The 14343-nt window shown below is 64.1% G+C and carries 11 protein-coding genes; 7 read left to right on the top strand and 4 right to left on the bottom strand.

The window, feature by feature from the left end:
* Nucleotides 1-482: 482 nt before the first annotated feature.
* The 5 genes from JWQ90_RS12365 to JWQ90_RS12345 all read left to right on the top strand — a co-directional run bounded on the left by JWQ90_RS12365 (nucleotide 483) and on the right by JWQ90_RS12345 (nucleotide 8431).
* The gene (locus JWQ90_RS12365) at nucleotides 483-2672 is read left to right on the top strand and encodes a TonB-dependent receptor (protein WP_299694221.1); all 2190 of its coding nucleotides are present in this window, start codon (nucleotides 483-485) and stop codon (nucleotides 2670-2672) included.
* Between the two features lie 138 nt (nucleotides 2673-2810).
* On the top strand, nucleotides 2811-3140 hold the full coding sequence (locus JWQ90_RS12360; protein ID WP_299694219.1) for an enoyl-CoA hydratase/isomerase family protein: 330 nt from the start codon (nucleotides 2811-2813) through the stop codon (nucleotides 3138-3140).
* Nucleotides 3141-3153: 13 nt separating this feature from the next.
* The gene (locus JWQ90_RS12355; protein WP_299694216.1) at nucleotides 3154-4929 is read left to right on the top strand and encodes an acyl-CoA dehydrogenase C-terminal domain-containing protein; all 1776 of its coding nucleotides are present in this window, start codon (nucleotides 3154-3156) and stop codon (nucleotides 4927-4929) included.
* Nucleotides 4926-5660, top strand: a complete 735-nt coding sequence (locus JWQ90_RS12350; RefSeq protein ID WP_299694214.1) for an SDR family oxidoreductase — start codon at nucleotides 4926-4928, stop codon at nucleotides 5658-5660. Before JWQ90_RS12355 ends, JWQ90_RS12350 begins: the two co-directional genes overlap by 4 nt.
* 215 nt (nucleotides 5661-5875) lie before the next feature.
* Complete coding sequence (locus JWQ90_RS12345) at nucleotides 5876-8431, top strand: TonB-dependent receptor (RefSeq protein ID WP_299694212.1); 2556 nt, start codon at nucleotides 5876-5878, stop codon at nucleotides 8429-8431.
* Between the two features lie 543 nt (nucleotides 8432-8974).
* Here JWQ90_RS12345 and JWQ90_RS12340 read toward each other — a convergent pair.
* A complete protein-coding gene (locus JWQ90_RS12340) occupies nucleotides 8975-9427 on the bottom strand; it encodes an Lrp/AsnC family transcriptional regulator (protein ID WP_299694209.1) in 453 nt (150 codons plus the stop codon).
* Nucleotides 9424-9963, bottom strand: coding sequence for an Lrp/AsnC family transcriptional regulator (locus JWQ90_RS12335; protein ID WP_299694206.1), 540 nt, complete (start codon nucleotides 9961-9963; stop codon nucleotides 9424-9426). Before JWQ90_RS12335 ends, JWQ90_RS12340 begins: the two co-directional genes overlap by 4 nt.
* Before the next feature lie 134 nt (nucleotides 9964-10097).
* Here JWQ90_RS12335 and JWQ90_RS12330 point away from each other — a divergent pair, with 134 nt between their 5' ends.
* Complete coding sequence (locus JWQ90_RS12330; RefSeq protein WP_299694203.1) at nucleotides 10098-10877, top strand: SDR family NAD(P)-dependent oxidoreductase; 780 nt, start codon at nucleotides 10098-10100, stop codon at nucleotides 10875-10877.
* A gap of 31 nt (nucleotides 10878-10908) precedes the next feature.
* Here JWQ90_RS12330 and JWQ90_RS12325 read toward each other — a convergent pair whose 3' ends face one another.
* Nucleotides 10909-12018, bottom strand: coding sequence for a phosphotransferase family protein (locus JWQ90_RS12325; RefSeq protein ID WP_299694200.1), 1110 nt, complete (start codon nucleotides 12016-12018; stop codon nucleotides 10909-10911).
* A gap of 36 nt (nucleotides 12019-12054) precedes the next feature.
* Entirely contained in the window at nucleotides 12055-13164 is a 1110-nt protein-coding gene (locus JWQ90_RS12320; RefSeq protein WP_299694197.1) for an NAD(P)-dependent alcohol dehydrogenase, read from the bottom strand.
* 385 nt (nucleotides 13165-13549) lie between these two features.
* On the opposite strand from JWQ90_RS12320, the gene JWQ90_RS12315 reads away from it, so the two are divergent.
* Complete coding sequence (locus tag JWQ90_RS12315; RefSeq protein WP_299694194.1) at nucleotides 13550-14329, top strand: SDR family oxidoreductase; 780 nt, start codon at nucleotides 13550-13552, stop codon at nucleotides 14327-14329.
* Nucleotides 14330-14343: the final 14 nt, after the last annotated feature.

The raw sequence follows: 14343 nt of genomic DNA, 5'->3' as shown, positions 1-14343 counted from the left end.
AATTGCCTGAGGATGGAGAGCCGACCGAATTAGAAAAAAAGGCACGCGTGGGAATGCGATTGCCGAACGCGAAAGGATATTTCCGGTGATGGTGAACCGGATTGTCCGCAACGTCGGCCGCGTGGGTCTAGCCAGATAACGAGTCCATCAGCCGCATCGAACAGCGATGCCGCGAGTTTGGAACGATCATAAGAGGAGAAGAAATGATGGCACCTGAGATGGTGAGATGTCCGGCATCGAAAGAGACCGGCGCGCGAGCCGCAGTTCGGATTGCGCCGCTGCTTGCAGTGAGCCAGCTGCTTGTGGTGTTGAGCGTCAACGCGCAGATTGGCGCGGCTCCCGGTTCACCCGCCGGTGAACAGACGGCGCCGCCGACGCAAGCCGCAGCAGCCGCTGGTTCGGAAAGTCCCGAGACTCTCGGCGCAATCCCGGTTTCGCCCGCCGCGGACTCGGAGCCGCCCCCGAAACGAGATACCGCCACGATGGCCGGCATCGAGGAAGTGGTGGTCACCGCGCAGAAACGGCAGTCGAGTGTGCAGGACGCGCCGATGTCCATCTCCGCCATCGGCGGCGAGGACATGGCGTTCCGTGCCGTCAACAACGTCACCGACCTGCAGTCGCAGATTCCCGGATTGAACGTCAGCGAGTCCGGCGGCGCGTCGTTGATCTCCATCCGCGGTGTCGGCACCAACGTCGACACCGGCGCCACCGAGCCGGGTGTCGCCGTGCATATCGACGGCGTATACCAGCCCCGGCCTACGACCGGCCCGCTGGGTCTGAGCGACCTGGATCGAGTGGAAGTCCTGCGCGGCCCGCAGGGCACGCTGTACGGGCGCAACTCCACCGGCGGCGTGATCAACTTTCTGCTGAAGCGCCCGACCGATACCTACGAATCCACGCTCAAGCTCTCGGTCGGTAGCTTCGAACAGCGCGGCGCGGTGGGCATAGTCTCGGGTCCGCTGATTCAAGGCACTCTGGATGGCAGGCTGGTCGGCGAATGGGACGCCGATGGCGGCTTCGTCAAGGACGAGACCTCGGGCAAGGAATCCAACGGACACCATGGCTACGGCGGCCGCGCAGCGCTGGCGTGGATGCCGGCGGAGGATCTCACCGTCGACCTGTCGGTGCTGTATCGCTACGACGACGGCGGTGGCGTGACGCCGCGCGACGTGATCCGCGTACCGCCGCAGCCCAACCAGGAGTTGCTGGGTTATTTCATCCCGCCGGGATTCACCACGCGGCCCGACCAGTCGATCACCGGCAGCACCACCAAGCGCAAACTCAATTTCCTGCCTTACGGCGAGCGCGAGACCACCAACGGCGCGCTGACCGCGACCTGGAACCTGGATGCACTGAGTCTGAAGTCGATCACGGGCGTCCAGGATCATCATTTCGAAAACGTCTACGACGCCGACTTCACCTCGGACGATCTGACCAACTTCTACGGCTATCGCAACCGTTCGAAATCCTTCAGTGAAGAGCTGACGGCATCGGGCTCCAGCGATTCGCTGCAATGGCTGGTGGGCGCTTTCTACTTCCACGAGAAGTTCAGCCCGTTTCTGCCGGTCACGATTCCGAAGGCGGTGGCGGGCGGACTGGTGCCTGGCAGTGCCGGTCTGATGCTGGAGCTGGGCTCGGATGAGACAACCCGGTCCGTTGCCGCTTTCACCGATCTCACGTACTCGCTGAGCGAGTCGTTCCGGCTGATCGGTGGTGCCCGTATTCTGCGGGACGAGAAAACGGCGGATACGACCAACCAGTACTTCACTTCGGTTGCCGGCATCCCGATTCAACTGCCCAATGTTCCCGGCGTGCTCACCTCCTGCGACGATCTGCACACCTCGCTGACGGGCAAGAAGTTCACGCCCAAGCTGGGTGCGCAGTACGACATCACCAGCAGCATGATGACCTATGCGCAGTACACGCTGGGTTTCAAGTCGGGTGGCTCCAATTTCTCGTCCTGCGGCAACACCTACGAGCCGGAGGAGGTGAAGTCGGTCGAAGTCGGATTGAAATCGCGCTGGTTCAATCGTCGCCTGATCGCCAACGTATCGGTGTTCGACAGCCGCTACACCAACTTCCAGACGCTCAAGATCAATAACCTGTCGGCCAGCATCGTCAACGCGCCCAAGGCACGCGTGCGCGGTGGTGATCTCGAGCTGACGGCGCTGGTCGCGGAGCCCGTGTTGCTGACGGCCGCGGTCTCCGTGCTGGATGCCTACTACCAGAAGTTCTGCGACACCGATTCGAGCAAGCCCGCCGCGCAGCGAGTCAATGACTGCCCCTACGAAGGCGGCACCGGCCAGGATCTGAAAGGTGTGGAGCTCTCACGCGCGCCGGACTACACGGTCAATCTCGGCGCCGAATATTCCTTCGAAACACCGGCGGACTGGGTCAATCGCTGGCGCTTGCGCGGCGAGTGGTTCAAGAGTGCGCCGGTGGTGTTTCGTCCGTTCGGCGGACCCGAAGACGGGCAGAAGAGCTACTCGCTGGTCAACGCCTACCTGTCGACCAATGACGTGTCGGGCAACCTCGGCCTGCGGCTGTTCGTCAAGAACATCATGAACACCGAGTACTACCTGTATTCGGCTGCAGACGCGGCCGGGCGGGTCTATGGCCCGGGTGGCGAGCCACGCCGTTTCGGCCTGGAGATGACCTACCACTGGTTCTGAGCGGCGAAAGTTCCTGTCAGGAATGGCACCCCTGTCATCTTTCGCCATCGCGGATGTTTCACGCAGTCATGGTGAAGGCTTCCTCGCGACGTTACGTTGCCATGCAGATGTGTCCCATCACCGCCGAGCAGAACCGTCATGACGAGCTTTGAAACCGTGCTGTATCACGTCGACCGCCGCGTCGCGACGATCACGATGAACCGGCCCGAAGCGCTCAACGCTTTCAATCGGCAGCTGCGTCACGACCTGATGCAGGCCATCTTCCAGGCGGCTGCCGACGACGAGATTCGTGCCGTTGTGCTCACCGGTGCGGGACGCGCGTTTTCGGCGGGAGCCGATCTCTCTGAAGACAACGGGCCGGGCTTCCTGCCGCAGTACCAGCAGAATCGCCTGACCAGCAGCGCGGACGCACGCGAAGGCATCAGCGCGTTCATGGGCAAGCGCAAGCCCGCGTTCGTCGGTCGCTAAGCGAAACGCCGGCATGCACAACTACCGCGCTCCGATCCGCGACGTTCTTTTCTCGCTCAACGAGCTGCACCGCTACCCTGAACACTATGCCGCCTTGAACGCTGGCGTCGGTGGCGACGAGATGTCGCTGATCCTCGGCGAAATCGGCAAGTTCGCCGAACGCACGCTGGCGCCGATCAACGCCGGCGGTGATGCCGGCGCGCGCTGGACGGACGGAGCCGTGAGCGCGCCCGAAGGCTTCAAGGACGCCTACCGGCAATACGTCGACGCCGGCTGGCCGCGCCTCGGGCATGACGAGAAGCACGGTGGCCAGACCGTGCCGTACTCGCTCAAGCAGGCGGCGTCCGAATTCCTGCAAAGCGCCAACCATGCCTGGTGCATGTACGCGGCGCTCAACGACGGCGCCATCAAGACCTTGACGCATCACGCGCGGCCGGAACAGGTCGAGGCCTTCGTGCCGCGGCTGGTCAGCGGCGAGTGGATCGGCACCATGTGCCTGACCGAGCCGCAGTGCGGCTCCGATCTGAATCTGGTCAACACCCGGGCGCAAGCGATCGGCGACGGCCGCTACCGGATCAGCGGCACCAAGATCTTCATCTCCTCGGGCGAACAGGATCTCAGCGAAAACATCGTGCACCTGGTGCTCGCGCGTTTGCCTGACGCACCCAAGGGCACGCGCGGCATCTCGCTGTTCGTGGTGCCCAAGCGCAAACTCGACAGCGCCGAGCGCAACGGCGTCAGCTGTATCTCGATCGAACACAAGATGGGCATCAAGGGCAGCGCCACCTGCGTGATGGCTTTCGATGAGGCCGAGGGCTGGCTGGTGGGCGAGCCCAACCGCGGCCTCAACTGCATGTTCGTCTACATCAACAAGTCGCGGCTCGGCGTGGCGCAGCAGTCGCAGGGGCACGCCGAGGCGAGCTTCCAGGCGACGCTCGCCTATGCGCGCGATCGTCTGCAAGGGCGTGCGCCCGGTGGCGCAATTTCGCCCGACAAGGCGGCCGATCCGCTGATCGCCCAGCCCGACATCCGGCGCATGCTGTTCACGCAGAAGGCCATCGCCGAAGGGGGCCGCAGCCTCGTGCATCTGTGTGCCAAGTGGGTGGACCTCGCGGATGCGCCCGACGCCGCCGTGAGGCGCCAGGCCGAGCACCGGCTGGCGCTGCTGATCCCCATCGCCAAGGGCGCCTTGTCCGAGCTCGCGAGCGAAGCCACCGATCTGGGCGTGCAGGTGCTGGGTGGCCACGGCTACATGCAGGAGTGGGGCGTGGAGCAGCGCGTACGCGATGTGCGCGTGGCGCGCATCTACGAAGGCACGACCGGAATACAGGGCAGCGACCTGCTGGGCCGCAAGGTGCTGGGCGCCGAGCGCGAGACCTTGGACGAATTTGCCCGCGAGATCTTGCAGGCTTGCAGGCTTCCTTCGCGGCCGGAGCTGCTGGCCTTGCAGCTGCGGCTGCAGCCTGCCGTCGAGATGTGGCTGGCGGTCAGCGACGAACTCGCGGCCGGGTCGCCCGCCGATCCCAGCCTGGTGGGCGCAGCGGCGGTGGACTACCTGATGCTGTCGGGCTACGTCGTGCTGGGTTATGTCTGGCTGCAAAGCGCTTCGGTGGCTGCATCGGCGCTGGCGGCGGGCACGCAGGAGGAGGGCTTCTATCGCGCCAAGCTGCAGACCGCGCGGTTCTATTTCGACAAGCTGTTGCCCCGCGCATCGGCGCATCGCGAGTCGATCGCCAGCGGCAGTGCCGCGCTGATGCAGCTCGACGAAGCCAGCTTCAGCTTCGCGTGAGCGTAGCGCAGGCACTGGATTTCTCCGGCAAGCGCATCGTCGTCGCCGGCGCGTCGGACGGCATCGGCTATGGTATCGCGCTGGCGTTTCTGGATGCGGGTGCGGAAGTCACCGTCACCGGAACCCGGCCTGCCGCCAGCTACGGCCGCGACTTCGGCGGCATGCGCTTTCTGCAGCTCAACGTCGCCGAAGCGGAGTCGGTGGAGGCGCTGGCTGCGCAACTCGACGAGATCGATGCGCTGGTGTGCTGCGTGGGGACGGTGCTTTACAAGAGCCAGGAATTCCAGAGAGCGGGTTTCGCGGCCGTGGTCGACATCAACCTGACCGGCGTCATGCATCTGTGCACGGCCTTGCAGCCCCGACTGTCGGCACGGCGCGGCAACATCGTGGTGTTGGATTCCATCGTCGCGCGCACGGTGGCGCGCAACAATCCGGCCTACTGCGCCAGCAAGGCCGGCCTCGTCCAGCTGATCCGTGTACTGGCCGCGAAGTGGGGCAAGGCGGGGCTGCGTGTCAACGGCATCGGCCCGGGCATGGTGCCGACCAAGCTGACCGCGAACCAGGTGTCGGATGCGGCGCAGTCGGCTTTCGAAAAAGCCTGTCCACTGGGCCGCTATGGCCGGCCGGAGGATATCGCCGGCGTGGCCTTGTTTCTGGCGTCGCCGCTGGCTGCCTATGTCACCGGCCAGTCGCTGCTGGTGGACGGCGGAATCAGCCTGGCGGGCGGCTGAGCGAAGGATCGAGCCGCCGGCCAGCGCGTCGATCCGCGACCCTCGAAGCGCCGGTCGAAACGATAGCGCAGCGTGACTCGGCCTTCATGTAAAAAAGGCCAACCGGAATGTCGGCTGGCGTCATCGTCGAAGCCTGTATCGCATGTTAGGTTTTCTATGCGTCAGAGCACTGACGCTATAAAACTTACAATGTGCGGTCGGGAAGAGAAAACTATATGAATCGAACTTGGCCTGTGCTGGGTGTTTTGACCTGTGCGGCGTTTCAGCTTCCCGTTGCATGGGGCCAGCTCGCTGTCCCAGCGGACGAAACAGCCGACGAAACGGCGCCCGCGGCTGCGCCGGGAGGCCTGGAGACGGGAGCCGGGCCGGTTGCAGCGCCGGCCGAGGCCGCTGCGCCGGTGGCCGAGAGCAAGAGCGACGACGGCCACGGTATCGAGGAAATTTTCGTGACGGCGCAGAAGCGCTCCGAGTCGCTGCAAAGCACGCCTCTGGCGGTCAGCGCATTCACCAGCGAGGCGCTGGAGCAGAAGCAGATCTCGGGCGTGCAGCAACTGCAGTTCAACGTTCCGTCGCTGGTGTTCGCGGAGAACACCGGCTTCTCGCAGATCTCGCTGCGCGGCATCGGCTCCGACCTCACCGTCACCGCCGGTGAGCCGACCGTGGCAACGTTCCAGGACGGCGTCTACACCGGGCAGCTGATCGCCCAGGGCGTGCCGAGTTTCGACCTCGAACGCATCGAAGTGCTACGTGGCCCGCAGGGCACGCTTTACGGCCGCAATTCCACCGGCGGTACGATCAACTACATCACCAAGTTGCCGAGCTACGTGCCGGAAGTGAACACCGCCTTCGAGGTCGGGAGCTATGGCCGCACGGTGTCCGACATCGGCGTGACCGGCGGCAGCGTCGAGGACAAGCTGGCCGGCCGCCTCAGCATCCGCTACGAAAATCGTGACGGCTACCGCAAGAATCTTTATGACGGTTCGGACACCGACGATCTGCAGCAATTCGGCGGTCGCGCGTCGGTGCTGTACGAGCCCACCGAGGATCTCAGCGTGGTGTTGCGCGGTGATGCTTCCAAGAAGAGCTCATCGGGAACCAACCAGTTCATTGCGACGATGCCGAACAACGGTGGCGTCTCGCCGCAGACTCCGCTGGGCGTGTTCTCGTTGCCGGGTCCTGTGCTCGCAACCCTGCCGGGGCCGCTGTTGTCGCCGGAGGACCTGCAGCGCGTGGGCAACGGTAGCATCGCGAGCCTGTTCGGACTCAGCGCCGGGCAGACTGCACCGAACCTCGATCCAACATCGACCACGGATCTATACAACGATACGCCGGCGATTACCCAGGTCGATATCCGTGGCGTGAGTGCTACGGTTCAATGGAAAGCCGGCGCTGTCGATGTCAAGTCCATTACCGCTGGTCGCTACAGCAAAATGGAGACGCAGCTGGACGGCGACGGATCTGCTGCCGCGTTCATAGTCGAGGAGTTGGGCCAGGACTCCAAGCAGTTCACTCAGGAATTCAACATCTCCGGGCAGGCCTTCGACGATCGCCTGGACTGGATCGCCGGTGGCTTCTACCTGCACGACAAGGCCAAGCTCGCCGCCGACCTGTACCTGCCGGCGCTGACCGATCAGATCATCGCCGGCGGCAGCTTCGCCAGCGCCACTCCGCCTCCGGTTTTCGATCTGTCGCAGCCCTACGTCGGCAATTTGCTGCAGTTGACCGCGGATCCGGTGCTGGGCACCACGCTCAGAGGCGGCACGATTCCAACCACGGCGTTCCTGGGTTTCGGTGCCGACCAGACCTCGCAGTCCACCGCGGGCTTCGGCCAGGCTACTTACAAGCTGACCGATTCGCTGCGTGTCACCGGTGGTCTGCGCTACACCCAGGACGAGAAAAAGGTGGTGCGCCACGTGCATTCCAACTTCGTGCCCGCGGCCGGGCTCTGCGACCAGGGCGAGAAGAAAACCTGGGATGCACTTACCGGTACAGCCGGCCTGGACTACGACGTGGCCGCGCAGACGCTGGTCTACGGCAAGGTTTCCAACGGCTACAAGTCCGGCGGCTTCAATCCTCCGGAATGCAGCGGCAGCTTCGATCCCGAAAAACTCATGGCCTATGAAGTAGGCCTCAAGTCCACTTTCGCGGACGGGCAGGTGCGCACCAACCTGGCCTCGTTCTATTACAAGTTCGACGATATCCAGTTCACGACGTACAACCAGAACAGCTCGACCATCCGCAATGCCGCCAATGCAACGCTGTACGGCGTAGAGCTGGAATACACCCTGGTCCCGGATGCGGTTCGCGGCTTTGTTCTCGACGGCTCGGGCTCCTATATCCACTCCGAGTACGGCGACCAGGACCTGCAGGAGCAACTGGGCAGCACGCTGAACATCGGCGGCAACCAGCTGATCCGGGCGCCCGAGTGGAAGCTGAACTTCGGCGCCCAATACACCTTGGACACGGCAAAGTTGGGAGCCTTCACGCTACGCGGCGAAGGTTCGTACACGAGCACGACGCAGAACGATGTGTTCAACGGCAAGGCGCCAGGCCAGGATGCGACGGTGCAGCCTTCGTACTGGATCACCAATGCGAGGCTGATCTGGGAAGCGCCAAACAATCGGATCCAGGGCCAGCTGTTCGTGGAGAACATCGGCGACGAGATCTATTCGTACAGTCGCATCGCCAGTGCCACGGGCAACTACGTGAGCGGGCCGTTCTCGCCGCCACGGACGATCGGAGCGCGTATTGCGGTGCGCTTCGGCGGCTAGTATCGAGACACCTTGATTGCGCAACGTACGCGGCTTGTTGCCCTCTCCCTCCGGGAGAGGGTGGCCCGAAGGGCCGGGTGAGGGACTCGCAGCTTTGCACGAGCCTGGAAGGCCCTCACCCGGCGCTACGCGCCGACCTCTCCGGGGGGAGAGGCAAGCCGTCCTGCGACTGAATGTTGCTTTTCCTTCGTGTCGTCGTACTAGGGCCTGTTGACATTTACCTGATCGCTGCGTTGCCGCCATCGAGGCGGCCAGACAAGGCGCGAGGAGGAGGCATAGTGGTGACTATGGTGACGACGAGCAACGCGGTATGGCCGCCTCGATGGCGGCAACCCGGAGGGCGGGTCCCAACGGGGACGCATTGCGGCGTCTCTCCCTCCTTGTGTACGTCGAGTACACGTCGTCGGTCGATCCTTGCACTGCGTCCCCGTTGGGACCCGCGCAGCGACCAGGCAAATGTCAACAGGCCCTAGTCTGCCCGCTGTGCGTCGACAAGGGGCGCCGGCCTTGCCAGGCGGCGGTGCCCCTTGTCGTTTGTCGCCGCTAAGTGACGTGAATCAGATCGTAGCGATGCTTGATCGATGCGATCGGTTCGCGAACGTCGATCGCCAGAACGCCGCTGATTTTGGCGATGCGGTTGTCGATGTATTCGGCGAGCTCGCCACGGGTCCTGGCATTGAACAGGGTCACGATGTCGAAGCTGCCCACGCTCAGGCCGACGAAGCTGCAGTCGTCCATGGCGGCGATCTCCTTGGCGATCGCGCGTATCCGGTCCGGCTTCGCCTTGATCCTGACATAGGCCACCGTGACACGCCCGGTAACCGTGATGTCGACTACCAGGCCGAGACGCATGGCCTTGGCCGCCTCCAGCTTCTTGAGCCGTTGCCGTACCGTTCCTTCCGATACGCCCACGTCGCGGCCCACTTCGCGGTTGCTCATGCGGCCGTTCTGGCCGAGTGCGGCCAGGATCGCGTTGTCGATGTCGTCGAGTTTCATAGGTGCAGGTTGCCCATCTCGGAACGGTACTTGATCACCTTGAGAATCATGTTGGCGCTGGTGCCGCTGACGCCCTTCACCTTGGCGATTTGATTGAGCAGCACGTCCTCGAGCGCGGCCAGGTCCGGGGTGTGAATCTCGACGATGATGGAGGGCTCTCCCATCAGGATCGACACGCTGCCGACGTTCTCGATCAGCGTGAGATCGTGTGCGACCGCATCCACCGTTCTGCCGAGTACGTCGATGTCGACGAGTGTCAGAATCTCGCCGCCGATGGTTCGAAAGTCGCGTTGTGCCATCACCCGCATGATCTTGCCGCTCTCCATCGCGCGGATGCGCGACGCGATCGTGACTTCACTCAGCGACAGTTCTTCGGCGAGCGCCTTGTTGGTCACGCGCGGCTCTGTCTTCAGGCGATCGAGAATCTGGCGGTCCGTCGCGTCCAGCTGGTGGACGGTTCTTTCCTTGCTGGCGGCCCCGGTTTTCGCGGGAGCGGCTTTGGATTCGCTTCTGGTTTTGGTTTTATTTTTTTCCATGACGATTACGGGTTGATCGACGCGGGGACCGGCTCAAAAACCTGATGGCTGCAATCAATCCTGAAGTCAGCTTGCGACATTGCCGGATTGTAGACGAGCGCGACAGCATAGGACTCGGATTAAAGGAGGCTCGAATGACCGCGGTTCCTGAGCTGAGTCGATCGGTCCAAGGTCTGGCAGTCCTGGTGACCGGCGCTGGCAGCGGCATGGGCCGGGCCACGGCCGTGGTGTTCGCCCGGCAGGGTGCCAGGGTGGCGGTCACCGACATCGACGGCGCGGCCGCGCAGGCCGTCGCCCGGGAGATTGCGGCCGAAGGCGGCGAGGCGCAGGCCTGGCGTCTCGACGTGGCCCGGCCCGACGACATCGGTGATTGCGTCCTCGGCATCGGCGAGGCTTTCGGCGGCGTGGACATCGTCGTCAACAACGCCGGCGTCGCACGATTCGCCAGGCTCGACGACCCAGGCTACGACGACAACTGGCATCGCCACCTCGATATCCTTCTGAGTGCGCATCAGCGCATCGTGCGTGCGGTCTTGCCGATGCTCAGGCGCTCGGTTTGCGCACGCATCGTGAACATCGCATCGACCGAGGCCTTCGCCGCCACTGCCGGCAACAGCGCCTATTCCGCGGCGAAGGCGGGCGTCATCGGCCTTACACGCGCGCTGGCGGTGGAACTCGGCCCGGAAGGCATCACGGTCAACTGCATCTGCCCCGGACCGATCCTGACCGGCATGACCGACGCCATCGACGAAGAAGCCAGGCGCGTCTATGCCCGGCGCCGAACCGCGCTGCGCCGTTACGGCGAGCCCGCGGAAGTGGCCCACATGGTGCTGTCGCTGTGCCTGCCGGCCGCGGCGTACACCACCGGCTCGGTGCTTTTGGTCGACGGCGGCCTACAGGCACGCAATGCCTGACGACGGCTCGCCTGCAGGCCTACGGTGGGCTTCAGATTTCGACGACCGGCGCGCCGACCTTGATCGCGCTGTCGTTCATCGTCTGAATGGCGCCGTCGAGAAAGGCGCCGAACGCCGCTTTGAAATCGGCTGGGAAGTGGCGGGCGCCCAGGATCAGGATGCAGGTCAGGCGCCAGGTGGCGAACAGGCCGTAGTAGCCCATGTGTTGCAGCTTCGTGCCGGTGATCTGCTCGTAGTAGGCCCACAGCTCCGGCAGCAGCGGCACGCCGTCGAGTGGCTCGCGCATCATCGTGGCCAGCGCGTTCTGGATGTAGGCGAGATCGCACTCCGGGGCGCCTATAAACGCCATCTCCCAGTCGATCACGGCGGCGACGCGATCGTCACGAAACAGATTGTTGGTGAGGTTGGTGTCGCCATGGCAGAGCACGGCGCGCGCGCCGGCCGGCTCGTGGTCGATCAGCCATTGGTAGACCGGCTGCAGACGTTCCATGTTGCGGCCTTCGTCGGCCCAGAGCAGCGCGTCCCAGTACCAGTTGGCTTCGCGATCGATCAGGCACCGGCCGGCGGCGCGGTCGGCAAGAAAGCCCAGGCCTTGCTCGCGCCAGTCCACCTGGTGGATCGTCGCAAGCGTCCTGACGTAGTCGAGCAGCATCGCACGACGATGCTCGGGCGCGGCCGCAGCGATAACGCCGTGGAGGTGCCAGTCCGCAGGCGCGGCCTGGCCTTCGACACGCTCCATGACGTAGGCCGGCATCTGCAGGTAGCGGCCGGTGGGGTCTTCCCAGAACAGTCCGGGAACAGGCACAGCCGTTGATTGCAGAATCTGCTGCAGTCGCACTTGGCCCGCGATGTCGTAGACATGGAACAGCGGCGTCACCGGCGTGAAGCGGAGCACGAAGCGGCCGTCTTCCTGCTTGCCGTTGCGTCGATAGCGGGCGTCGAAGAACAGCGTGCCGCTCGAACTTCCGGATTCGCCTTCCAGCGCGCGCACGGCGCTGATGTCGATCACGGTCTCGATGTCGGGCTGCGACTCGATCAGCGCGCGAATGCGCTGCGTCCAGTCGGCGATCGTGATGTCGCCCAGCCGGGCCTTGCGCGACAGGGCGACGATACGCGTGCCGAGATCACTGGGTTCACTCATGGCAACGGTCCTCTCCTGACATCGGGCGCAAAAAAGTCACGCGGTCAGCATCACTGGCTTGACGCACTTCCCCGACAGCGAGTCGGCGATTGCGAGATTGATATCGTGCAGCGCGTAGGTGCTCAGCAGCTTGTCGAACGGAAAGCGTCCGGCCTTGTACAGCGCCACCATCTGCGGGATGAACTCCTCGGGCTCGCTGTCGCCTTCCATGATGCCGATGAAGCTGAAGCCGCCGCCGACCAGCGCCGTGATCGGGATGCTGATCGCATCCTCCATCGATGGTGGCACGCCTACCAGTCCGAACTTCGCGTGTGACGCGAGGCAGCCGATGGCGGCGGCGATGACCTGCTTGAGGCCGGAACTGTCGAACGCATAGTCCACTCCCGTGGGCGTGATCGCTCTCACCGCGGCTGGCAGGTCGATACCGCTGGGATCGATGACATGCGTGGCGCCGAGTTGCAGCGCCAGCTCGCGCCGCGCCTGCTTGGGCTCCACTACGATGATGGTGGCGCACTCGCGCACCACGGCGCCGAGCACCGCGCTTAGGCCGACCGCACCGCCGCCGAGCACCAGCAGCGAAGAACCCTTGCGGCAGGCCAGCGAGCGCATGATCGCGCCGGCGCCGGTCTGCACGCCGCAGCCCAGCGGCCCCAGCAGCTCGATGGGTACGTCGCGGTCCACCTTGATGACGTTGCGCTCGTGCGCGAGAGCGCGTGTCGCGAACGAAGACTGGCCGAAGAAGTTGGCGCTCGCGCGCTCGTCGCCGATGGTGATGGTGGGCGAACCGTCGAGGCGTCCGCCTGCGTAGTTCAACTTCGGGAACGAGAAACAGTAGGCGGGCTCACCGCCATTGCAGCGCGGACAGTCGCCGCAGCTGTTGAAGGTCAGCACCACGTGATCGCCCGGCTTCACCTTGGTGACGGCGCTGCCCACCTTGGCGACGATGCCGGAGCCTTCGTGCCCGAGCACGGCCGGCGGCTTCATGATCTGCAGCTTGGCGCTGAATACCAGATCGGTGTGGCACAGCCCGACCCCGGCGATGTCGATCAGGATTTCGTGGGCACGTGGATCATCCACGCTGACCGTCTCGATGGTGAATTCACCGCCCGGAATACGGGCGACGGCAGCGGTAGCCTGGTTGAGCATGATTCCTCCGTGGCAATCCGGATCGCGGTTGATTTGTCCTCAGTCGCAGATCGGCAAGACCGTGCGGCGTGGATGCCGGCGAGCCTTGTCGGTCGTCGGCGGGATGCGACCTTGAAGCCGCATAGTAGTTTTAAGGTGAGCCGCCGTAAATACAATACGTAAATAAATAACAAAATAAATACGCAGTATGAAGACTGGAGAGGGCTCGCCTGTCGTCGCATCGGCGTGGAGCTGATCGCTGGGATCAATTCGCAAGTCAGCTCGCGACATTGCCGGCCCGCCGGGCCAGGCAACAAGATCGGGGCTCAATCGCAGTCGTCGGCAAGCGGTCCGTCACGGCCAGCTGCCGCAGCGATGCCGAGCCAGATCAAGACGCCGGGGCACCATGAAAATTTCTCTGCACGGCCGCGTTGCATTGGTAACAGGCGGCAGCCGAGGTATTGGCCGCGCGATCGCGTTGGCCCTTGCAGAGGCCGGCGCCGATGTCGCGGTCAACTACAAGCGCGACGAAGCCGCCGCGCGTGAAACCGTTGCGGCGATCGAGCGTCTGGGCCGCAGAGCCAGGGCCTATCGGGCCGGCGTCGAGAACTTTGACGAGGCCACGGCGATGATCGCCGCGATCGAGCGGGACTTCGGCAGTCTTGGCGTGCTGATCAACAACGCCGGCATCGGCAGCCTGGGAAACGCAGCTGCCGATACGGATTTCGAAGAGATCGAGCGCCTGATGCGCGTGCATGCCTACGCGCCGTTCAATCTGAGCAAGCTGGCGCTGCCCTTGCTGCGCCGCCAGCCGCGCTCCGACATCGTCATGATCTCCAGCATCGCCACGCTGTACATGCGCGATCGCGGCGTGGCCTACAACATGGCCAAGGCGGCGATGGAAGCGCTGGCCTTGACGATGGCCAAGGAAGAACGCGCGCATGGCGTGCGCACCAACGTCGTCAGCCCCAGCCTGACCGCAACCGAAATGGGTTCACGCCTCGCCATCGCGGTCACCGGGGTCAGCGAAATTCATCAGCTCAACGAGCAGAGGCCGTACGGCCGCGTCAGCGAGCCGGAAGACGTTGCCGCCGTGGTCACTTACCTGGTCTCGGATGCCAACGCTTACGTGAACGGGCAGATCATCGCGGTCGACGGCGGCGGCCCGATGACGATGCTGCCGTGAACCCGTCGATGTCG

It is taken from the genome of Hydrocarboniphaga sp., from assembly GCF_028291725.1.
Lineage (GTDB): Bacteria > Pseudomonadota > Gammaproteobacteria > Nevskiales > Nevskiaceae > Hydrocarboniphaga.
This window is presented reverse-complemented; position numbering and strand designations above follow the sequence as displayed.

Excerpts from the sequence above, each read along its gene's own strand:
- JWQ90_RS12365 (WP_299694221.1), top strand. The coding sequence starts at position 483 with ATGGCCGGCATCGAGGAAGTGGTGGTCACCGCGCAGAAACGGCAGTCG.
- JWQ90_RS12360 (WP_299694219.1), top strand. The coding sequence starts at position 2,811 with ATGACGAGCTTTGAAACCGTGCTGTATCACGTCGACCGCCGCGTCGCG.
- JWQ90_RS12355 (WP_299694216.1), top strand. The coding sequence starts at position 3,154 with ATGCACAACTACCGCGCTCCGATCCGCGACGTTCTTTTCTCGCTCAAC.
- JWQ90_RS12345 (WP_299694212.1), top strand. The coding sequence starts at position 5,876 with ATGAATCGAACTTGGCCTGTGCTGGGTGTTTTGACCTGTGCGGCGTTT.
- JWQ90_RS12340 (WP_299694209.1), bottom strand. The coding sequence starts at position 9,427 with ATGAAACTCGACGACATCGACAACGCGATCCTGGCCGCACTCGGCCAG.
- JWQ90_RS12335 (WP_299694206.1), bottom strand. The coding sequence starts at position 9,963 with ATGGAAAAAAATAAAACCAAAACCAGAAGCGAATCCAAAGCCGCTCCC.
- JWQ90_RS12330 (WP_299694203.1), top strand. The coding sequence starts at position 10,098 with ATGACCGCGGTTCCTGAGCTGAGTCGATCGGTCCAAGGTCTGGCAGTC.
- JWQ90_RS12325 (WP_299694200.1), bottom strand. The coding sequence starts at position 12,018 with ATGAGTGAACCCAGTGATCTCGGCACGCGTATCGTCGCCCTGTCGCGC.
- JWQ90_RS12320 (WP_299694197.1), bottom strand. The coding sequence starts at position 13,164 with ATGCTCAACCAGGCTACCGCTGCCGTCGCCCGTATTCCGGGCGGTGAA.
- JWQ90_RS12315 (WP_299694194.1), top strand. The coding sequence starts at position 13,550 with ATGAAAATTTCTCTGCACGGCCGCGTTGCATTGGTAACAGGCGGCAGC.